Raw genomic sequence first — 22,036 nt, 5'->3', positions numbered from 1 at the left:
CACGAGCTGTTGAGGACCATCCATGTCACACACCGATCTCGTCGTGCCGACGACGAGTTTCCCCGCCGATTTCGCACCGGACGCCGAGCGTGCCGCCGCTGAGCACGCCGCTGCCGGTGGATCGGTCGGCTTTCACCTGACCCGGCTGCCGGCCGAGCTCAGCGCACGCCTGGACCGGATCAGCCGGGGCCGGGACGAGCTGCTGCAGGCCGTGCTGGCTGCCGTCGCGGTGGCGCTGCTCGGCCGCTACACCCGCGAGGACGAGGTGTCGCTGGGGCTGCCGGACGTCTCGGGTAGCGGCGTGCTGCGGGTGGACCCGACCGGCACCCTGCGCGAACTGCTCGGCCGGGTGGCCGCCGCGGGGCCGATCGCGGTGCCTGGCCTGGTCACCGACGTCCTGGTCGAGCTGGCGGCCGGGCCACCGGCAGGCCCGGGCGGCGCCGGTGTCCGGTTCACCGCCTACCGCGAGGCCGGCGCGCTGACGGTGACCGTCAGCTACGACAGCTCCCGCTACGCCGAGACCAGCATCAGCTGGATCGCCCGCCAGTATCAGCTGCTGCTCGAGGCGGCCACCGCCGAGCCGGACCGGCCGGTCACCGAGCTGCCGCTGAGCACTGTCGAGGATGCGGCGATCATCGCGGCGAGCAACGCCACCGAGCGCGGCTTCGACTCCGAAGCCACCATCCACGGCCTGTTCGCCCGGCAGGCCGCCGCCACCCCGGACGCGCCGGCCCTGCTCAGCTCCGCGGGCGTGCTGAGCTACGCCGAGCTCGACGCCCGCTCCAACCAGCTGGCGCACACCCTGCGCGAGCACGGCGTGGGCCCCGACGTGGTGGTGGCGCTGCTGGCCGAGCGGTCACCGGAGCTGATCGTCGCCATCCTGGCGGTGCTCAAGGCGGGCGGGGCGTACCTGCCGCTGGACCCGTCCTACCCGCCGGCGCGGATCGGCTACCAGCTCAGCGACAGCCGGGCCCGGCTGGTGCTCGCCCAGGCCCGCTTCGCCGGCCTGGCAAGCACAGCAAACACAGCCGAGACGGCAAACACAGCCGAGACGGCAAGCACCGCCGAGACGGCAAGCACCGCCGACACAGCTGAACCGCTGCCGGTGCTCGAGCTGGAGGATCCGGCCAGCTACCGCGCCGACACCGGGCCGGTGCCGCCCGAGGGCGATGCCGGTGACCTGGCCTATCTGATCTACACCTCCGGTTCGACCGGCGCGCCGAAGGGCGTGCTGGTCGAGCACCGCAGCGTGGTCAACCGGCTGTCCTGGATGCAGAACGCCTATCCGATCGCGGCCGGTGACGTCCTGCTGCAGAAGACCTCGATCTCTTTCGACGTCTCGGTCTGGGAGCTGTTCTGGTGGTCGTTCACCGGCGCGGCGCTGGCGCTGCCCGATCCCGGCGCGGAGAAGGACCCGGCCCTGCTGGCGGCTGCCATCGAGCGCCATCAGGTGAGCACGGCGCACTTCGTGCCGTCGATGCTGACGATGTTCCTGGTCTGGGCCGAGCGGGCCGGCGCGGCGCCACGGTTGGCGAGCCTGCGACGGGTCTTCGCCAGCGGCGAGGCGCTCACTCCGGGCCAGGCCGGCCGCTTCGCCCAACTCCTCGGCGGCGCGGAGCTGATCAACCTCTACGGCCCGACCGAGGCGACGGTGGACGTCACCCATCAGCCGACCCGGGGACTGCGCGGGCTGGCCCGGCTGCCGATCGGCAAGCCGATCGACAACATCCGGATGTACGTGCTGGACCCGCACGGCAACCAGACGCCGGTCGGGATGCCCGGCGAGCTGCACGTCGCCGGCGTGGGACTGGCACGCGGCTACCTGCATCGGCCGGAGCTGACCGCCGAGCGGTTTCTCGACGGCGCCGCGGTGGGCGAGCGGCGGCTCTACCGCACCGGCGACCTGGCGCGGTGGCTGCCCGACGGCAGGCTCGACTACCTGGGCCGGGTGGACCTGCAGGTCAAGGTGCGCGGGTTCCGGGTCGAGCCCGGTGGGATCGAGGAGCGGCTGAGGGCCCACCCGGCCGTGGCCGACGCCGCCGTGGTCGCCGTCGACGACGGCTGGCAGAACTCGCTGCGGGGCTTCGTGGTGCCGCGCGAGCCGGTCACGGAGTCCGCGCTGAAGCAGCACCTGCGCCAGACCCTGCCCGAGCACGAGGTGCCCGGCCGGATCCTGACGCTGGAGGAGTTGCCGTTGACACCCAACGGAAAACTCGACCGGGCCTGGCTTGCCGGGCCGCAGGCCACCCGTGCCAGGGCCGGCGCCCAGGTCGAGCCGCGGACCGCCACCGAGCAGACCCTGGCAAGGATCTGGCGCGAGGTGCTCGGCAAGGACCGGATCGGCGTGCACGACAACTTCTTCGCCCTGGGCGGCAACTCGATCCACTTCGTCGAGGTGCTGGCCAAGTCCCGCGCCGCCGGCCTGGACTACACCTTTCAACAGCTGTTCCGCTCGCAGAGCATCGCCGCGCTCGCCGAGAGCATCGAGGCCGCCTCTGCCGATGAGCAGGCCGATGTGGCCGCCCGCGGCGGCTTCCAGCCGTTCGAGCTGATCTCGGCCGAGGACCGGGCGTTGCTGCCCCCTGACGCCGAGGACGCCTACCCGCTGTCGATGCTCCAGGCCGGGCTGATCTTCCAGACCGAGATCACCGGTGGCCTCGGCCAGTACCACGACGTGCTCAGCTACTCGATCACCGGGACGTTCGACGCCCCGGCCTTCACCGAGGCGGTCCGGCTGCTGAGCCTGCGCCATCCGATCCTGCGCACCAGCTACCACCTCACCGGCTACAGCGAGTTCCTCCAGGTGGTGCACCGCCGGGTGCGGCCCCCGCTTGCGGTGGCCGACCTGCGGCAGTTGGACAGCCAGTCACAGGCGGCCTGGCACGAGCGGTGGCTGGCGGCCGAGAAGGCCCGCCACTTCGACTGGGAACGCGGCGAGCTGGTCACCCTGCACGTGCAGATCCTCAGCGACGAGCAGTACCGCTACACGGTGAGCCAGCACAACTCGGCGCTGGACGGCTGGAGCATCAGCCTGCTGCACACCCAGCTGTTCCAGCTGTACTACCAGCTGCGCGAGCAGCAGTCGGCCCGGGCCGCCGGCGCCGAAGGGGCTGCTGACGCGGTCGCGCAGGTGGACAACCACCTGCGCAACTTCATCGGCCTGGAACGCGAGGCGCTGCGCTCTGCGGAGTCCAGGGACTTCTGGCTGCGGGTCCTGGACGGCGCGGAGTCGACGAACGTGCCGCGCCGGCCGGGTGCGGTGGACACCGCCGACTTCCAGGTGGTGCTGCGCGACGTGCCGCTGCCCGGCGGGCTCACCCAGCGGATCAGCGAGCTGGCGGACTCGCTGTCGGTGCCGTTCAAGGACGTGCTGCTGGCCGCCCACGCCAAGGTGCTCGGCCTGGTGTCGGGGCAGCGAGAGGTCACCACCGGCTACGAGCACAGCGGCCGGCCGGAGCTGCCGGGCGCTGAGACGACGCTGGGCCTGCACCTCAACAGCCTGCCGTTCCGGATCACGCTCAGCGGGGACGGTCAGGGGGCCGAGGAGGCCCAGGAGTCGTGGGCCGACCTGATCAGGCAGGTGTACCAGGCCGAGCTGGACCTGCTGCCGCACCGGCGCTACCCGATGGCCAAGATGAAGCAGGACCTCGGCACCCAACGGGTGCTGTTCGGCACCACCTTCAACTTCACCCACTTCTACCTGCTGAAGAACCTCAAGCTGCTGCCGGAGTTCTCGCTGCTGGAGATGCGGGTGGACTCCGAGACCGAGTTCAGCTTCCGGACCGAGTTCTCCCGGCACTTCTCCGACGACGAGCTGCGGCTGTGCCTGCACTACCACAGCCACCTCTACGACCAGGCCCAGATCGACCGGATCGGCGGGTACTTCGTCCGGGTGCTGGAGCTGATGGCCGCCGAGCCCACCGCCAGCCACAGCGCCCGGCAGTTGCTGGCCGCCGAGGACCTGGCGCTGATCGGCGCCGCGGCGAGCACCGCGCCGGCGGCGCCCGCTGGGCCGGCGTCGCGGCCGGCGGCGGCGTCCAGGGAGACGGTGGACGCCATCGCCGCGGTGTGGGCGCGGGTGCTCGACCTGCCGGCCAAGCAGATCGAGGATTCCGGTGACTTCTTCGAACTCGGCGGCAACTCGCTGTCGGCGCTGCGGGTCGTGCTGGAGCTCGACGGCCTGATCACCCTGAGCGATCTCACCCGACACTCGCGGCTGGCCGAGCTGGCCGGACTGGCCGACCGGCGCCGGCGCCCGGAGAACGACCTGCTGCAGCTGCTGTCAGCCACCGCCGCCGGCGCCCGCTGCGCGCTGATCTGCGTCCCCTACCCGTGCGGGCACCCGATCAACTTCAAGCCGCTGGCCGACTCGGTGGCGCGGATGAGCGACGCGATCGCGGTGTGGGGCGTGGAGTTGCCCGGCCATGCCCCGGTCTCGGGCGGTGAGTTCACCGATATCGCCGAGGCGGCGCGCATGGCGATCGCCGAGATCGAGGTGAAGGCCGACCTGCCGATCATCCTCTGGGGCCACTGCGGCGGCGCCGCGTTCACCGTCGAGCTGGCACGGCTACTGGAGGACCAGGGCTTCGACCTGCGGCACGTGTTCATCGGCTCCAAGCTGCTTCCCACGGTGCCCGAGATGCGCCACAACATCGAGCTGATGGACAGCTGGAGCGACTCCCAGATCATCCGCTACATGGTCACCGAGACCGGCTACACCGACCTGGACGGCCTGGACAGCGGGCACACCGCGTTGATGGGCCGGATCTTCCGGCATGACGTGGGCGGTGGTTACCGCTATCTCATCGACACCGTGCAGGGCGGCCCGGCCTGGAAGCTGGCGACGCCGGTCACCGTGGTGGTCGCTGAGGACGATCTGGGCCTGGCGCGGGCGGGCCAGGAGTACGCCGGCTGGGCACTGCTGGCCTCCGACGTCCGGTTCCACCGGGTGCCGTCGGGCGGCCACTACTTCGTGCGCACCAACCCCGAGGCCACCGGCGAGCTGGTCGTGCGGACGTGGACGCGGGAGCCGTCGGCCACCGGGCTGCCGGCCACCGGGCTGTCGGCCACCGAGCTGGAGGTCTGAGTGTCCGAGATCCCGGTGCTGTGCTTTCCGTTCGCGGGAGCGGGCGCCTCGGCCTTCCGCCGCGCCCAGGAGTACGGCAGTGACACCGTCCGGATCTGCCCGCTGCAGCTGCCCGGCCGCGAGGACCGCTTCGACGAGCCGGCCTGCACCGACGCGGTCGCCGCCGTCGATGACCTGCTGCCGGTCGCGCTCGACCTGCTGGCGGGCAGCTCGGCCGTCGCGGTGTTCGGCCACAGCCTGGGCGCGGTGCTGGCCTACGAGATGGCCCACCGGTTGCGCCAGCTGCCCGGGCCCGAGCTGGTGCGGGTCTTCGTCAGCGGCTCGCCAGGGCCCTGGACCCGGCGCGAGATCCGCGCGACCGGGATGAGCGATGAGGACTTCCTGCGCCAGGTCCGGGGCTTCGCCGGCTACACCCATCCCGCGCTGGAACACCCCGAGCTGCGCGAGATGCTGCTGCCGACGCTGCGCGCGGACGTGGAGATGCACGAGAACTACCTCGCCGCGCCGAGCAGGCTGCTCGACGTGCCGATCACCTCGATCCGCGGCGACCAGGACGAGCTGGTGTCAGCGGAGCAGGCGGCCGAGTGGAGCGCGGCGACCACCGCCGGTTGCCAGCTGCGCGAGGTGCCCGGCAATCACATGTACCTGGTCGACTCACCGGCCGAACTGGTCCGGCTGATGGACTCCGAACTGGCGCCGAAGGCGACGCGGTGAGCACCGTGCTGGGCGGTGACGCGGTGAGCACCGTGCTGGGCGTCGACGCGGTGAGCACCGTGCTGGGCGTCGACCTGCCTGCGGGGGCTGACCAGCGGTTGGCGGGCAAGGCGGCCATCGTCACCGGCGCGGCGCGCGGCATCGGCCGGTCCTGCGCCCTGGCCTTCGCCCGGGCCGGCGCTGACCTGCTGCTGCTGGACATCGGGCACGACCTGGCGGGGGTGCCCTACCCGCTGGGCACCGCAAGCCAACTGGAGCACACCGCCCAGCTCTGCCGGCAGGCGGGTGGCCCGGTCTCGACGGTGTTGACCGTCCAGGCCGATGTGCGCGACAGCGAGGCCGTCCGCCGGGCGGTCGACGTCGCGATCGAGCGGTTCGGCCGGGTGGATGTGCTGCTCAACAACGCCGGCATCGCCGCGCCGTCGGGCAAGGCGGTGCACGACATCGAAGCGCGGGAGTGGGACCTGATGCTGGACGTGGACGTCTCCGGCGCCTGGCGGATGATCCGGGCGGTCGGAAAGGTGATGTGCCACCAGCGCAGCGGCAGCATCATCAACGTGGCCTCGACCGCCGGGCTGGTGGGCTACCGCAACTTCGCCGGCTACGTCACCGCCAAGCACGCCCTGGTCGGGCTGTCCAAGGCCGCGGCGCTGGACTTGGCTCCCTTCAAGGTGCGGGTCAACGCGCTCTGCCCCGGTTCGGTCCGCGACGAACCGGCGGTGGAGGGCCGGATGCTCACCGAGATAGCGCGCTCGCTGGAGGTCCCGGTGGACGAGCACGAGCACACCTTCGTCACAGCGCAGCCGATGAACGCCCTGATCGAGCCCGAGGACGTAGCGGGCGCCGCTCTCTGGCTGGCCTCGGACGAGTCGCGACAGGTGACCGGCAGCGCGGTGCCGGTCGACGGCGGGTACCTCAGCCGATGACCGCCGGTGATGGCCGTGGGATGGGCGCGGGCAGCCAGGCGGGCCGGCTGTGCCAGGCGCTGGTGGCGCGCATCGGGACCGGCGCGGCTGAGGATCGGTTGCCCGCCAACGTCGAGCTGGCCACCGCAACCCGGCTCTGGACGCAGGACGTCCCCGGCGGCGCCGGGTCCGCGATCGCCGCGCGGCGACGTGACCGCGAGCTGTCCCGGCCGGTGGACCCGCAGGCCGGCCCGGGCGTCCGGGTGGTGCTGCTGCGCTATGCCGACGGGCTCGCCGACCTGGTCGTCGTCGCGCACCGAGCCGTGGCCGACCCCGGCTCGGTGCTGCGCGCGGTGCTCGGCGCGCCGGAGCCGGTGGCGCGGCTGGACGCCGACCTCGACGAGCGGCTGCGAGCCGGCCTGGCCAGGTTGGACCGGCTGGACCCGCCGGACTGGGGCCTGGGCCGGCCCGGCTCGGACGCCATGGTCAGCCTGCCGTTCACCGCGCCCGAAGGGGCCGGCGGGCCGGCCGGCGTGGCGCTGACCGCGGCGCTCGGCCTGGCGCTGGCCACCTGCACCGGCCAGCAGCGGGTCAGCATCGGGGTCGACCCGGTGCTCAGCGTGGAACTCGACTGCGCGGGCCGGACCACGGTGGCGGACTACCTCAGCGGCGTGCGGCAGGCGCTGGAGCATCCGGTGACCGGCGCCGCCCCGCTCATCGGGTTGACGGTTACCGACCAGCCCGGCGCCGGCCGGCCATTCCTGGCGCCGGTGCACCCGCTGTCGATCTGGGTCAGCGACCCCGCCGGCCGGTCGGACGTCCACGGCGGGCTGCGCGGCGGCTGCTGGTTCCGGCTCGGCGCCTTCGACCCGGCCGTGGCGCACCGGCTCGTCCGGATGATCGGCGTCGCGCACCGCAACCTGGCAGCCGCGGACCCACGCACGCCGATCGGCGAGGTGGCGCTGTTCGACGCCGAGGACCTGCTGGCGCTGGCCGAGCTGGGCGGGCTGGGACGCCCGCTGCCGGCCGGTGACCGGTGCAATGCCCACCAACGGATCTGCGACGCGGTGCGGGCGCATGCCGAGCGTGCCCCGGAGTCGGTCGCGCTGTGCTTCGAGCAGCAGCGGCTGAGCTACCGCGAGCTCGACGAGCGGGCCAACCGGGGCGCGCACGCGCTGGCGGCGGCCGGGGTGCGGCCCGGTGACCGGGTCGGGGTGTGCCTGGAACGCTCGCTCGAGCTGGTCGTGATGCTGCTGGCGGTGCTCAAGGCCGGCGCGGCCTACGTTCCGATGGACGCCGGCTATCCGGCCGACCGGCTGGCCTACACCGCGACCGACGCCGGGCTGCCGGTGGTGATCACCGAGTCGGCGGACTTCCCGCGGCTGCCCGGGGTGCGGCTGCTGCGTCCGGACGCGCTGCAGTCAGCAGACTGGCCGGCGACCGAACCCCCGGCGACCGAACCCCCGGCCGGCTGCGCCGACGATGCCGCCGACGCCCGCTGCGCCGACGCCGCCTACGTCATCTACACCTCCGGTTCCACCGGCCGGCCCAAGGGCGTGGTGGTCTCGCACCGCAACGTGCTGAGCCTGCTGGCCGCCACCCGGGACGAGTTCGCCTTCGGCAGCTCCGACGTCTGGACGCTGTTTCACTCCAGCGCGTTCGACTTCTCGGTGTGGGAGATCTGGGGTTGCCTGAGCACCGGCGGCAGGCTGGTGGTGGTGCCGCACTGGTCCGCGCGTGATCCGGAGCAGTTCGCCGAGCTGCTGCACGCCGAGCAGGTCAGCGTGCTCAACCAGACGCCCAGTGCCTTCAGCCAGCTCACCGAGGTCGATCGGCGCCGGCCGTTGCCGGCCTCGCTGCGGTTGGTGATCTTCGGTGGCGAGCCGCTGGACACCCGGCCGCTGCGGTCCTGGTTCGATCGCCATCCCGAGGCCGACTGCCGGCTGGTCAACATGTTCGGCATCACCGAGACCACCGTGCACGTCACCGCCCAGACCCTCGGACGGCGCGAGGCGCTGGCCGGCTCCCGGTCGGTGGGGCCTCCGCTGCCCGGCTGGCATCTGAGCGTGCTGGACCCACAGGGCCGGCCGGTGCCGCCCGGAGTGTCCGGCGAGATCTACGTCGGTGGCGCCGGGGTGGCCGCGGGATACCTCAACCAGCCGGAGCTGACCGCCCAGCGATTCGTCGAGGACCCGTACGCGCCGGGGCCGCGCTATCGCAGCGGCGACCGTGGCCGGCTGCTTCCCGACGGGCGGCTGGAGCACCTGGGACGCCTGGACAGCCAGGTCAAGCTGCGGGGCTTTCGCATCGAGCTGGACGAGATCCGGGCTCGGCTGCTCGACGCTCCGGGTGTGGCGGCCGCGGCCGTGCTGTTGCGCCAGCCCACCGGAGACTCCGCCTCGGCGCGGCTGGACGGCTATGTGGTGTTCTCCGGCGACGGCGCCGTCCAGCAGGTGCGCGAGCACGCTGCCCGTTTCCTTCCCGAGCACATGGTGCCCAGCACCCTCACCGCGCTGCCGGCGCTTCCGCTGACCCCGAACGGGAAGCTGGATCAGGCGCGGCTGCCCGAGCCGCTCATCACCTCGGCCGCCGAGTCTGCTGAGTCCGCCGGTGTCGATGGCGGACTCGACGGTGAACCGGACGCTCAGGACGTCGAGGCGAAGCTGCGCGCGGTGTGGCAACAGGTGTTCGGTTTCCGGGTCGGCGTCGACGACGACTTCTTCACCCTTGGTGGCAACTCACTGCTCGGCGTCCAGCTGTTCGCCGCGATGCGCACGGCGGGCCTGCCCACCCCGCCGTTGCGCCAGCTCTACCTCAACCGGACGGTGCGCCGCCTGGCCTCCGTGCTCACACAGTCCTAGAAAGGAGGCGACCCCCGGGGGAGAAAGCGCTCCCAGCGCTCAACAACCGCGCCCCTTCGCCGAATGGAGAGAATGTGCCCTCGTCCTGACCCGCTGAACATGGCGTGAAATTGATTCAGCTGTGACTGATGAGACTGATAGAACAGATGTTACCCGTGTGACATGCTGTCGAGCGGCATGCCGAAGAACGCAGGGCTGATCAAGCCGAAGGAGTACCGGGTGGGGTTGCGCAGCGCGCGACAGGCCGGCGTGATCGCCGTCGCCGTGGCCGCGATGATGCTGAGCCTGCTCAGCGCACCGGCGTCAGCGGCCCCGAAACCGGTCAACCCCACCGACGCCCAGCTCGCGGCCGCGCAGGCCCGCAAGCAGCAGGCCGCGCAGTCACTCGGCGTGGTGTCCGGACAGCTTGTCCTGCTACAGGGCCAGCTGCAGCGGGCGGCTGCCGACACCGACGCGGCGATCGCGGCCTACGACGCCGCCAACATCGCGGTGCAGGGCGCGGTCGCTGACCTCGAGGCCGCTGACCGCGCGGTGACGATTGCCCGCACCACGGTGGTCCGCGCCCGCACCCAGATCGCGAATTACGTGTTCAGCCAGTACGTCTACGGGCGCCGGCCCTCGATCACCGCGATGCTGTCCAGCAACGATCCGAACGGCGCGCTGCAGGCGATGGCCTACCAGCGCTACCTCAGCACCGCGCAGGAGCAGCAGCTGGCGACCGCGCAGACCAACACGGTCGCGCTGTCCAACGCCGAAGCGACCCGCAAGGCCGCGCTGGCCCGGGCCGAGCGCCTGCAGAAGCAGGCCGACATCAAGAAGACCCGGGCGCTGGCCAAGCTGGCCGCCTACCGGCAACAACGTGCCGAGTTCGCCCGCCGCCGCACCGAGTTGGCCAAGCAGACCGCCGCGGCCGCGGCGAAACTGGCCGGCCTGACCAATCAGCGCCAGGCCTATCAGCGCTGGGTGGTCGAAGAGCGTGCCCGCCAAGCGGCCGAGCGGGCCCGCCAGGCCGCTGAGCGCGCCCGCCAGGCGGCCGAGCGGGCCCGCCAGGCCGCCGAATGGGCGCGCCAGGAGGAGCAGCGACGTCAGGAGCAGCGCGAGCGGGAGCGTCAGGCCGCCGCCAACCAGCCGGCCCCTCAGCAGCCGCAGCCGCCGCCCTACAACCCGCCGTTGCCCTCGGCCGCGCCACCGGATGACGACCAGCCCTGGACGCTGCCGCTGCCGGCCGGCAGTTACTACATCTCGACCTGTTACTGCATGCGGTGGGGTGAGTTCCACCCGGGCTCTGACTTCGCGGCCGCGTCCGGCACGCCGATGTACGCCATCGGCGCGGGGACCGTGATCGCGGCCGGGCCCGCCCAGGGCTTCGGCAACTGGGTGGTCATCGATCACGGCAACGGCTTCACCTCGATCTATGGCCACATGAGGGTCCTCGCGGTCTCGACCGGCCAGTCGGTCGGGGTCGGCCAGACCATCGCCTACGTCGGCAGCGAAGGCCACTCCACCGGTCCCCACCTGCACATGGAGGTCCGCATCGGAGGCATGTCAGGCCCGCCGGTCGACCCCCAGGTGTTTCTTGCCAGGCGCGGCGTCAGCACCTGAGGCTTCACCCGGCAGGCGCCGGCTATCACGCCGAGCTGAATAGCAGGTGACTGCCGCCAGCACACCGTCAGCAGACAAGCATCGCGGTGCCCGGATGGTCAAAGCAGGTGCTATTTATAGTCCCGTGATCTGCGCTGACGCCTTTGCCGATGAGAACCGCAGCGGCGATCGAGGGGTATTCGAGTATTTGCACGCCCGCTCGACCTCGCTTACGCCCAGCTAGCTGACGAGGCACTGCGGTGTCGCCAGCGCCTGGCACTCGCCGCCATGGGGGTTCCATCCAGCATGCGGCCACGGCACCGGCCGAAGCCCTGACACCGATTTAATCGAGAAGCCCCGCCAAGGCTGCACCTAAATGCCAGGCGACTTCTGCGTGGCTGCGATTGGTTAGGAAGTTACTCATGTGGTTCACGAGAACCTTGTGAAGTAAGTAATCAGATGGGGCTAGAGGTGCTGATTAGGCACAACTACGGCGGCCCTTGACGCAATGTGACGCACGCCACACTATAAAAAGGCACCAGTTTCCAACATCCCGGGCGATGTCGGTCGACGCCCGAGGTGACACCACTGGACGGGAGTGTCGGCAGTCTCGAGCTTGCTTCCCGAAACGGCTCCCGCACCCGATAAAAGCCCGGCAGGACGGCCCTCGGTGAACTTCGCGGTGCAGACATGCCTGTTATTGCCGGGTGAAGCGCACCTATCACAGCTTGGTAAATGGTTTCGCGTTAAACCACGTTTGATGCAGTCGATGGCGCATGACGAAGGCCAAATCTCATACTTCAAACTCACAAGAACAGTGGTTCTAACGCCTATCTCAACTTGCCCTGGTGGCACCGGAAACTCGTAGCTGCCATAGTGGCAGAAGTCTCATTTACCCCCTGACTGAGATCTTTCCCCTGTCCATCATCAGAGTTTTGAAGGAGTTTTTGATGCGCCGTTCTTTGCCTTTACTTTGCGCCGCGACAATGGCCGTTTCGGCCTTTGCGGTAAGCGTTCCGGGTCATGCAGCTGTGTCAGCGAACTCCGCGAGCTCTGCCTCGACCAACGCCCCGGCCAAGTCGGTCGCCAATGAGGTGCTGGTCGGCTACGTCAACGGCGCGGCCGCCACCGACCGTGCCCGGGCTCGTGGCAAGGCCTCGGCCCAGCTCGCTGAGCGAGTGGTGCCGGCCGCGGCCAACCGCGCCCAGGTCGAGCTGCTCCGGTTGCCGGCCGGCTCGGACCAGGCCCGCGCCATCCAGGCCCTGAAGGCCGACCCGTCGGTCGCCTACGCCGAGCCGAACTGGGTCTACACCCACTCCGCGACCAGCACCGACCCCTACTACACCAACGGCAGCCTGTGGGGCATGTACGGCTCGACCACGACTCCGGCCAACGCTTTCGGCAGCAACGCCGGAGCGGCCTGGGCTGCTGGTTTCACCGGCTCGTCCAGCGTGTATGTCGGTGTCATCGATGAGGGCATCCAGCACACCCACCCCGACCTGGCCGGCCAGGTGGGCAACCCGCTCGAGACCTCCAACGGTGTCGATGACGACGGCAACGGCTACGTCGACGACGTCTACGGCTGGGACTTCGCCGGCAATGACAACTCCGTCTACGACGGTGGCACCAGAGGTAGCAGCGACGACCACGGCACCCACGTCGCAGGCACCATCGGCGCCAAGTCCGACGGCGCCGGCGTGGTCGGGGTCAATTGGAACGTCCGGATGATCAGCGGCAAGTTCCTCGGCCGCAACGGCGGCACCACCGCCAACGCGATCAGGGCGGTCGACTACTTCACCGGCCTGAAGGCGCGCGGTCTCAACATCGTCGCGACCAATAACTCCTGGGGCGGCGGCGGCTTCTCGCAGGGCCTGATGGACGCCATCACCCGGGCCAACAACGCCAACATCCTGTTCATCGCCGCTGCCGGTAACGGCGGCAGCGACCAGATCGGTGACAACAACGACGGCGCCCCGCACTACCCCAGCAACTACAGCAACCCCAACATCATCAGCGTTGCTGCCATCACCAGCACCGGCGCCAGGGCGGCCTTCTCCAACTACGGCCCGGCCAGCGTTGACATCGGCGCACCCGGTGCGGCCATCTGGTCCACCACCGCCTACAACGGCTACTCCTCCTACAACGGCACCTCGATGGCCACCCCGCACGTCGCCGGAGCAGCCGCGCTCTACGCCTCGACCCACCCCGGGGCAACGGCTGCCGCGGTCAAGAACGCCCTGCTCAGCAGCGCCGTTCCGACCGCTTCGATGGCCGGCATGACCACCACCGGTGGTCGGTTGGACGCCTACGCGGCGATGTCGCGGTAGTTTTCCCCCTCGCTGAATCAGCACCGTCCCCCCGGCTGAGTCAGCACAGCACGCAGGCGGCGGTGTCCGGGCTACCCAGCCCGGACACCGCCGTTTGCTTTGCTCTCGGACTCGCGCACGCCATTGCGCGGCCCGAAACCGCGGTGAGGCCGACCCAGCGAGCGGATTCGGGCCGCGTAATGCGTTTCCAGGCGGGTTAGCGGCGGGCGGCGGTCAGCGCCTGGCAGAACGCCGTGGCGGCTTCGAGCTCGGCGGCCAGCGGAACCAGCACGCTGCGCCGGGCGACCTCCCGCACTCCTGAGTCCAGAGACCGGCGGGCGCGGGCACGCCGGCGAGCCGCGCCGGTGAGCACGAACGGGCGCACCAGCACCGAGGTGAGCAACCCCAGCGCCAGCCCGCCGACCAGCAGCACCGTCGGCACCGGCGCGCGCCCGATGTGAACGCTGGGGCCGGGCAGCTGCAGGTAGGCGAAGCCGGCCAGCACCGCCAGCCACACCAGGCCGGCGACTGCGGCAAGCATGAACAGCCACTGCACCGCGCGCACCGCCGACCACCAGAACGGCCGGTCGGCGTGCGACAGCCGCGCGGACCGCACCGCCTGGTCCAGCTCACCGGGCAGCTCGTTCTGCCGGACCTCGATCACCGCGGTGGCCGAGGCCTGCCAGTCGGGCGCCAGGCCCTGGGTGCGGTCGTTGACCAGCTCGCGCAAGGCGTTGGACACCAGGGCGCGCTGTGCCCCGGTCGCGGCCGGCCGCGAGGTGACCCCGGTGGAGTTGGCGTCCAGGTGCAGCCGTCGCAGCGGATCGGGCCGCAGCCGGCCGACCCACCGGGTCAACGGCCAGCCGACCGTGGTCTTCGCCCGCATCTGGTAGGAGCGCCCGGCGGCATCGGCCACCGGGCCGGCGCCGGCAGCGACGGCCAACGCCCGGACCAGGGTCTCCTCGCTGCGCGCGGCGTCACGATCGCCTCCGCGCGATTTCTGGGCGCAGAGTGGCTCGAGGGCGGTGACCGCGGCGTCGGCGTCGGCGTGCAACCGCGCCAGCGCGACCTGGCTGCTCTCGACCCGCTTGGCCAGCGCCCCCCGCAGCTGCGGCAGGCCGTCGCCACGGGTCGCCGAGGCGGTGAGCACCGGCACCCCGTCCAGGCCGTCGTCGGACAGCAGCCGAGCCAGGTGCCGCCGGCAGCTGTCCAGGGCGTCGTCGTCGAGCCGGTCGGCCTGGTTCAGCACCACCATCATCACCTCGCGGTGCGCGGCGAGCGGGCGCAGGTAACGCTGGTGGACCGCGGCGTCGGCGTACTTCTGGGGATCCAGCACCCAGACCAGCAGATCGACGACCCCGGTCATCCGCTCGGCTTCCAGCCGATGCGCCGCAGCGGTCGAGTCGAAGTCAGGCAGGTCGACCAGCACCAGCCCCGCCAGCTCCGGCTGGCCCGAGCCGGCCTGGCTGACGGCCTTCCCGGTCACGAAATGCCGGTCCCGGACCTCCAGCCAGTCAAGCAGGTCCGAGACCTGATCGGCGCCGGCGCCGGCCGCCGGCCAGATCGCCGCACGGGACCGGCTGGTGGTGGGCCGCCGGACACCGGTCGGCGCCAGCGTCTCGCCGGCGAGGGCGTTGAACAGGCTCGACTTGCCGCTGCCGGTGCCGCCGGCCAGCGCTACCACGGTGCGCTCGGGAGCGAGCCTGCGACGGGTCGCGGCCCGGCCCAGCAGCGCGCGGGCCGGCGCCAGCAGGGTCGGGTCGCAGCGGCGCTCGCCGAATTCCACCGCTCGGCCCAGCGCCTCGAGACGAACACCGAGGTCAGGGGCCCGCCGGCTCACCGGGCAGCTCGGGCAGCTTCGACCGCGTGCACGGCGGCGCGGAACCGGGCAGTCGCCCCGTCCGGTGGCGCCGCGTCGGCCACCAGCTCGTGGAATCGCCGGGCGTCGGCGGCCAGCAGCTCGTCGACGTGGCGCAGCAGCGCCTGGCGGGCCTGAACGGCCAGCGAGCGGACCGCCTGGTCCCCGAAGATGGCCTCCAGCACCTTCTGGCTCACCGCCGCGGTGCCGCCGGCGATGGCGATCTCACCACCGGTCAGGCCGCCGGTGTTGGCGAACAGGGCGACGATCAGCACCGAGCCGGCGCCGTTCACCCCGTAGGAGGCCAGCTTGGCCAGCTGGCGCCGGTCACCGCCCTCGGCCCGGACCAGCTCCAGCACCTCGCCCTGCCAGGTCCCGATCGCGTCCTCCGCGCGGGTGGCGATGTCCGCGGCGGCCCGGTCCAGCTTGGTGGTGCTGCGGGTCAACAACGCCTGCCCGTCACTGCGGGTCGACCAGGCCGCGGCCGCGGTGGCCGCAGCCCGCTCGGCGGCGTCGCGCAGCAGGCCCTGCAGGTTCATCTCCAACGCCGCCTCCACCGGAGCGGCGCCCGACGGCCGGCCGGTGACCGCCGCGACCACCCGGTCGCGCACCCAGCCGATCCGGGACTCCAGCGTGCGCATCAGCTCTCCGGTGCCGACGAACTCCTGCCAGCGGGCCAGCACCTCGCCGCGCAGCAGCGTGCCGTCGCTCACCTCGCGCCCCACCGTGGCCCGGGCCTGGTCATAGGCGCCGTCGACGGCCTGGGTCAGCTCCCGCGCCGCCTGCTCCTGGGCGTCCACCGCCGAGGCCAGCCCTGCCCCGCGCAGCTGCAGGCTGTTGACCGCGCCGGTCATGGTGGACCGGATGACCTCTGCCCGGGCGGAGGCGTCGGCGGCCAGCGCACCGATCCAGTCGCGGACCGGCGCCACCGCCGAGTCCGGCAGCCGGCCGTTCTGCAACCTCGCCTCGGGCACCACCAGCAACGGCGCGTCGCCAAGTCCCTCGCGGTCGAGCAGTTGCCGCAGGTGCGCGTCCACCTCGCCGAGCGCCTCAGACGGCATCCGATCCAGCACCACGGCCAGGGCGGTGGCCCGTTCGCGCGCCACCCGCAACAGGTCCCAGGGGACGGCGTCGGCATAGCGCGCCGCTGTGGTCACGAACAGCCAGAGGTCGGCCGCGGCCAGCAGTTGCACCGCCAGTTCGCGGTTGGTCTCGACCAGGGAGTCGATGTCGGGGGCATCCAGCAGGGCCAGTCCCGGGGTCAGCGACGGCGCGGCGACCAGGCGCAAGGACCGGCCGGGCTGATCACCGGCCACCTCCGGACCGGTCGTGCGGGCCAGTCCGGGCAGGATCCGGTCGCCGGTGAACCAGCCCGTGTCGTCGGGATGGAAGACGAGGACCGGAGACCTGGTGGTCGGACGAAGCACGCCGGCCTGGCTGACCTCGTGGCCGACCAGCGCGTTGACCAGCGTCGACTTGCCCGCGCCGGTGGAGCCGCCGATGACCACCAGCATCGGAGCGTCCTGCTGTTCCAGCCGGGGGATCAGGTAGTCCTCCAGCTGGGCCACCAGCTGGTCGCGCAGCGCTCGGGCGTCAGCCGCGCCGGGCGTCTGCAGGTTGAGCGGCAGCTCGGCGGTGGCGCTGCGCAGCTCGCGCAGGGCAGCCAGCAGCGGCGATTGAGCGCTCTTCTGCAGTTGCGTCATGTGCTCAGCGGCGGCAGGCGGCAGGGTCGGGTCACGTTCCAACCCTGCCATGCGGTCGCGGTGGCGTCACCTGCAGGTTCGGATCTGCCCGGCGGTCACCCCGTCGAGGAGTCGGAGGCGACGAAGCAGCAGGTGCCGGTAGCCCCCATGGCGATGTTGATGACGCCGGCCTCGGTGCCGCGCTGGGCGCGGATGTAGATGCCGGCCGGGCCGCGGGTCATGGTGAACGGCGCCCACACCAGCATCCACGGCTCCAGCCCCTGATCGGTCGGAAACAACTCGACCACCGGACGGATCCGCCGCTGGACCAGGAACGGGCCGTCCATCGCGGCCGAGATCTGCTCCTGCCACTCAGCGGGTGTGCTGAGCCATCCCGGCACGATTCCCTGGCCGCCGTAGAGCAGGGTCGGTTTGAGGACCAGCTCGTGCTGATGGGCGAGCACGTAGCGCTCGAGGTCGACTTGCGTGCCGTCGACGGTCACCGGTCCGGGACGCACCATCCTGGTCCACGGCAGCATCCGGTCGATGCTGATCCGCTGGGCCTCACTGAGCAGGTGCCGGTTCGCCTCGTCCGACAGCATCACCAGCGAGCCCTTGCTGCCGTAGAGGTACACCTCCATCGGCGCGAAGATCTCGACCTCGCCCCGTTCGACGGCTTGCAGAACCGGATAGATGAGCCCCGGGCCGGCCTCCTCCATCAGGTCGGTCATGGTGAACAGCCGGTAGATGATGTCGATGCGACGCTCACCCAGCCACACCCCGCCGTCGGCGAAGCGCAACTGGCCGATGTGGCACGGATGCGGGTCGAGGTCGTGGCGGGCGAGCAGTTCCGAGCTCTTGCGCAGTTGGGGTTCCAGCGTCAGGTAACTCTCGGGCCAGTCGACAATGGCCATCATCGGCCGGCTGCCGTCGGGCACATTGCACTCCGTGCGAATGGTGTGAGCCAGCTCGGCGACGGTGTCGATATAGCTCAGGCGGTGCTCGGTGACGAATTGCTTGACAAAGGGGTCTCCCAGCATTCCCTCATTCAGGAAACCGTTGTCGAATCCGGCGATCGTGCTGCCCATATTCAGTTCCATCAACTTAAAACCCGACTCGTCCATGCACAGATCTGCTCGGGACAGTCGCGGCGGGGTGTCGCGGTGGCTGGCCATGACTGCCGAGATCTGGACCTCGGGCATTCCCACGGCCTGTGCGTATCTCCTCAGATCACCGCCGAACAGGCGATGGGGCAGGGCCACGACCGCGTCATGGATATTGCTCAGGTCATCGCTGAGTCGGCGGTACTCCTCGGCACCGAGGAACACCGGCCGGCTCAGTGCCCGGGCGCCGAAGCTGGTCGCCTGCACGCTTTCCTGCACGGTGTCGGCCACCTCGCTGGCCCTCGAGCCGAACTGCTTGTGAGCGGCGAGATAAGCGGCGGTAAGGCTTTCATGGGACAGCACAGAACACACCTCAGTCGGAAATGCCCCGCTGAGTTTGCTGGCTGGATGTCGCGTGCGGGGATTCGCCGACATGCAAAGGAAATGCCTCAGCTGCTGCTGAAGGGGTGTTGCGGCAGCTAAACCTGCCCAAGTGCGGAATTAATGACGAAGCCAAACATTAGGCCCTCGCAAATAAGTCCGCAATACCCATTTCCCCACCCTCAAATTCCCGAACGGCTGAGGTCTTCGGGGCGGACCACTCAGCACCGCGCGGCGACCGGAGGCTGTCGATCGCGGCGGCAAGGCAGGGCCCCACCGCGTCGCTGCCGACGACGTGGCGGGCTTCAGCGGTTAGCGTGCAGTCATCCCGCCGGGCATGTTGGCCAACAGCTCGCGGGCCCGCTCGGCGAACCGGTGCTCGACCAGCACCTCGTACTTCGTCGCGACCACCTGGCTGACCGATGAGAAGTCCCGGGTGCCGCCCCGGGTGATCGCGGTGAAGCCGATCTGGCTCCAGATCAGGCCGAAGATCGCCCCGAAGATGGGCGTGCTGATCAGGAAGCCGAGCTCGTTGCCGTCGCCGAAGATCGAGAATGCCAGCCCGACGAACAGGCCCATCCAGAGCCCGGACATGGCGCCGGCGGCGGCGACCTTGGCCCGGGTGATCCGTCCGGTGACCCGCTCGACCGTCTTGAGCTCGGTGCCCACGATCGCCATGTTCTGGACTTCGAACTCGTTGTCAGACAGGTAGTCCACGACCTTCTGGGCCTGCTCGTAGCTGTCGTACACGCCCAGTGACATCGGGTACTGAAGGTCGAGCCCGGGCCGCGGGACGCTCGCGGAGACATTCGATGACATAGCCATGACTCAACTCTGCCACTGATCCGGCCGCGATGCCCGCACCCGGGTGCCGGCTGCCGCTAGATCCAGCCGGGCAGCCACATCCTGAGCTGCCAGTCCTGGTTGGTCAGCATGCCACCGGTGAAGAGCGGCCACATCCAGACGAAGTTCGCCACCACCGCGCCCAGCCACAGCGCCACCGCGGCCGAGCGCATCAGCCGGCTGGTCGGGATGTCGTGCAGGGCTATCCACTCGCGCAGGCCGACGCTGCGCGGCCCATCCCGGCCGTCCCCGTCCCCGGCCCGACCCCCGTCCCCGGCCCGGCCTCCGCCCCCGACGCGATCCGCGCCGGCCGAGAGATGGTCCTGATACCCGTGCTCAGCGGGCTGACGAGCACTGGCCACCTCGTCCTCGGCCGCCCGCGACAGCAGCGCGCCGACCGCGAAGGTCAGTCCGAGCACCAGGAACGGCATCAGCGGCGTCATGTAGAACAGGAAGCCGGTCCGCCGGGTGTTCTGCAGCCAGACCCCCCAGCCGGCCAGAAAGGCCAGCCAGACCGCGCCGGCCCGCCAGTCCCGGGTGGTGGCCCAGTGCCACAGGCACCAGATCAGCGCCGGCACGAAGGCCCAGTACATCAGCGGGGTGCCGATCAGCAGGATCTCCCGGGTGCAGCTCTCAGCTCCGCAGCCGGTCACGTTGGGCGGCGCGTAGAACGAGGTCGGCCGTCCCAGCACCAGCCAGGACCACGGGTTGGCCTTGTAGGCGTGCGGGTCGAAGAGGTGGCTGTGGAATTCGTAGGCCTGGTGGTGGTAGTTCAGCAGGCTGCGCAGGCTCGAGGGCAGCAGGCTGAACAGCCCGGTGCCCGGATGGGTGTCACCCCAGTGCCGGTTCCAGGAGTTCTCGCCGACGAACCAGCCCGTCCAGCTCAGCAGGTAGGCCAGGACCGGCATGGCCAGCAGCGAGCCCGCGGCGGCTGGCACCGACCGCTTGAACGTCGCCAGCCACGGCTGCTCGACGCCGGCGCTCCTGAACGCGCCCCGGTCCCACAGCACCGACAGCAGCGCGAACGCCAGCCAATAGGACAGCGCGCTCCACTTCACCGCCAGCGCCAGCCCGAACAGCAGGCCGGCTGCCAGCCGCCAGGGCCGGGGGCCGAGCCGGGGCGCGCCGTAGCTCAGGTCGACCCCGGCGCTGTAGAGCGAGGCCAGCCTGGCCCGCAGCTGGTCGCGGTCGATCACCAGGGCCGCGAAGCCGGCGAGCACGAAGGTCTGCAGGAAGATGTCGAGCAGCGCCACCCGCGACATCACCAGCGAGATGCCGTCCAGGGCCAGCAGGCCACCGGCCAGCACCCCGAGGATCACCGAGCGGAACATCCGCTGGGCCAGCCGGACCAGGATCAGGACGCTGATGGTCCCCGCCAGCGCCGGCGCGGCCCGCCATCCCACCGCGTCGTCGCCGAACATCCAGGACGGCACCGCGATCAGCCACTTTCCCAGCGGCGGATGCACGATGAACATGTAGCCGCGGTTGTCCTCGTAGCCGTAGCGCAGCATCTCCTGCGCCTCGATGGCGTAGTACACCTCGTCGAAGCTCTTGCCCTCGGGGAAGCCGAGCGCCCAGAACCGGGTGCCGGCCGCGACCGCGGTGACCAGCAGGGTCCACAGCCAGCTCTGGGCGGCTGAGTGCGGCCGCCATTGCCGCAGCGCCGGCGGCGCCTGGCGGAGGGGCTGGTCCGGCGCCGAACTGGTGCTGCTGGCTTGCAGCGTCGCGGCGGTCACCCGGTGATCGTAGGGTCTGCGGATATGGAACACCCACGATGACAGCCCGCCAGCCGGCAGAGCGGCAGCCGGCCGGTCGGCTGGTGCTGGCCGGCGCGCCGCTGGGCCGGGCCACCGACGCCTCGGCCGGGCTGGCCCGGGCGTTGGCCACCGCGCCGGTGATCGCGGCCGAGGACACCAGGCGGCTGCACCGGCTGGCGAGTGACCTCGGGGTCAGCGTCTCGGGCCGGGTGCTGTCCTTCTTCGAGGGCAACGAGCAGGCCCGGGTCCCGCAGTTGATCAGCGCCCTGCAGGACGGCCAGGACGTCCTGGTGGTGACCGACGCCGGCATGCCGTCGGTGTCTGACCCCGGCTACCGGCTGGTCGCGGCCGCGATCGAGGCCGGCCTGGTGGTGACCGCGCTGCCCGGCCCCTCGGCCGTCACCACCGCGATCGCGGTCTCGGGGCTGCCGGTCGACCGGTTCTGCTTCGAGGGCTTCCTGCCGCGCAAGTCCGGCAGCCGGCGGCGGTTGCTGGCCGAGCTGGCCGGTGAACGCCGCACCATGGTGTTCTTCGAGTCCCCGCACCGGATCGCCGAGTCACTGGCCGACCTGGCCGGGGCGCTGGGCCCTGGCCGCCCGGCCGCGCTCTGCCGGGAACTGACCAAGACCTACGAGCAGGTGGTCCGGGGCACGCTGGCCGAGCTTGCCGACTGGGCGGCCGGTGACGTCCGGGGCGAGATCACGCTGGTGGTCGCAGGTGAGCCGGCCTCCTCCGCGCAGCCCGAGGCGGCCGAGCTCGCCGAGCTGGTCAGCGTCCGGGAGCAGGCCGGTCAAAGCCGCAAGGAGGCGATCGCCGAGGTGGCCGCGACAGCCGGGGTGGCCAAGCGGCTGGTGTTCGACGCGGTGGTCTCGGCCAAACGGGGGAGCTGACTGTGCGGCTGCCGCGCTCGGCGGCCCGTTTCTGGATTGAGGCCTCTCACTAGGCTGGAGGGTGAGAGA

12 protein-coding genes are annotated in these 22,036 nt (G+C 71.0%); 7 read left to right on the top strand and 5 right to left on the bottom strand.

What is annotated here, in order from left to right:
- Positions 1-22: 22 nt before the first annotated feature.
- The 6 genes from VF557_12710 to VF557_12685 all read left to right on the top strand — a co-directional run bounded on the left by VF557_12710 (position 23) and on the right by VF557_12685 (position 13,474).
- On the top strand, positions 23-5,086 hold the full coding sequence (locus tag VF557_12710; GenBank protein HEX8081065.1) for an amino acid adenylation domain-containing protein: 5,064 nt from the start codon (positions 23-25) through the stop codon (positions 5,084-5,086).
- On the top strand, positions 5,087-5,800 hold the full coding sequence (locus VF557_12705; protein ID HEX8081064.1) for an alpha/beta fold hydrolase: 714 nt from the start codon (positions 5,087-5,089) through the stop codon (positions 5,798-5,800).
- Positions 5,797-6,726: an SDR family oxidoreductase gene (locus tag VF557_12700; protein HEX8081063.1), complete on the top strand. Its 930-nt coding sequence runs from the start codon at positions 5,797-5,799 to the stop codon at positions 6,724-6,726. Before VF557_12705 ends, VF557_12700 begins: the two co-directional genes overlap by 4 nt.
- Entirely contained in the window at positions 6,723-9,566 is a 2,844-nt protein-coding gene (locus VF557_12695; protein HEX8081062.1) for an amino acid adenylation domain-containing protein, read from the top strand. Before VF557_12700 ends, VF557_12695 begins: the two co-directional genes overlap by 4 nt.
- A gap of 177 nt (positions 9,567-9,743) precedes the next feature.
- Complete coding sequence (locus VF557_12690) at positions 9,744-11,168, top strand: peptidoglycan DD-metalloendopeptidase family protein (protein HEX8081061.1); 1,425 nt, start codon at positions 9,744-9,746, stop codon at positions 11,166-11,168.
- A gap of 1,010 nt (positions 11,169-12,178) precedes the next feature.
- Positions 12,179-13,474, top strand: a complete 1,296-nt coding sequence (locus VF557_12685) for a S8 family peptidase (protein HEX8081060.1) — start codon at positions 12,179-12,181, stop codon at positions 13,472-13,474.
- Between the two features lie 196 nt (positions 13,475-13,670).
- Here VF557_12685 and VF557_12680 read toward each other — a convergent pair whose 3' ends face one another.
- From VF557_12680 to VF557_12660, 5 genes are all read right to left on the bottom strand, one after another.
- Complete coding sequence (locus tag VF557_12680) at positions 13,671-15,293, bottom strand: GTPase (GenBank protein HEX8081059.1); 1,623 nt, start codon at positions 15,291-15,293, stop codon at positions 13,671-13,673.
- On the bottom strand, positions 15,290-17,065 hold the full coding sequence (locus tag VF557_12675) for a GTPase (GenBank protein ID HEX8081058.1): 1,776 nt from the start codon (positions 17,063-17,065) through the stop codon (positions 15,290-15,292). Before VF557_12675 ends, VF557_12680 begins: the two co-directional genes overlap by 4 nt.
- A 44-nt stretch (positions 17,066-17,109) precedes the next feature.
- Complete coding sequence (locus VF557_12670) at positions 17,110-18,459, bottom strand: hypothetical protein (GenBank protein ID HEX8081057.1); 1,350 nt, start codon at positions 18,457-18,459, stop codon at positions 17,110-17,112.
- Positions 18,460-18,789: 330 nt separating this feature from the next.
- Positions 18,790-19,302, bottom strand: a complete 513-nt coding sequence (locus VF557_12665) for a general stress protein (protein HEX8081056.1) — start codon at positions 19,300-19,302, stop codon at positions 18,790-18,792.
- A 56-nt stretch (positions 19,303-19,358) separates the two neighbouring features.
- Entirely contained in the window at positions 19,359-21,056 is a 1,698-nt protein-coding gene (locus tag VF557_12660; protein HEX8081055.1) for a phospholipid carrier-dependent glycosyltransferase, read from the bottom strand.
- Positions 21,057-21,094: 38 nt separating this feature from the next.
- Here VF557_12660 and rsmI point away from each other — a divergent pair, with 38 nt between their 5' ends.
- Positions 21,095-21,967, top strand: coding sequence for a 16S rRNA (cytidine(1402)-2'-O)-methyltransferase (rsmI, locus tag VF557_12655; GenBank protein ID HEX8081054.1), 873 nt, complete (start codon positions 21,095-21,097; stop codon positions 21,965-21,967).
- Positions 21,968-22,036: the final 69 nt, after the last annotated feature.

The sequence above is a fragment of the Jatrophihabitans sp. genome (genome assembly GCA_036389035.1).
Lineage (GTDB): Bacteria > Actinomycetota > Actinomycetes > Mycobacteriales > Jatrophihabitantaceae > Jatrophihabitans_A.
This window is presented reverse-complemented; position numbering and strand designations above follow the sequence as displayed.

What these genes read in the sequence shown, in the direction of transcription:
- VF557_12710 (HEX8081065.1), top strand. Translation starts at nt 23, where the DNA reads ATGTCACACACCGATCTCGTCGTGCCGACGACGAGTTTCCCCGCCGAT.
- VF557_12695 (HEX8081062.1), top strand. Translation starts at nt 6,723, where the DNA reads ATGACCGCCGGTGATGGCCGTGGGATGGGCGCGGGCAGCCAGGCGGGC.
- VF557_12690 (HEX8081061.1), top strand. Translation starts at nt 9,744, where the DNA reads ATGCCGAAGAACGCAGGGCTGATCAAGCCGAAGGAGTACCGGGTGGGG.
- VF557_12675 (HEX8081058.1), bottom strand. Translation starts at nt 17,065, where the DNA reads ATGGCAGGGTTGGAACGTGACCCGACCCTGCCGCCTGCCGCCGCTGAG.
- VF557_12665 (HEX8081056.1), bottom strand. Translation starts at nt 19,302, where the DNA reads ATGGCTATGTCATCGAATGTCTCCGCGAGCGTCCCGCGGCCCGGGCTC.
- rsmI (HEX8081054.1), top strand. Translation starts at nt 21,095, where the DNA reads ATGACAGCCCGCCAGCCGGCAGAGCGGCAGCCGGCCGGTCGGCTGGTG.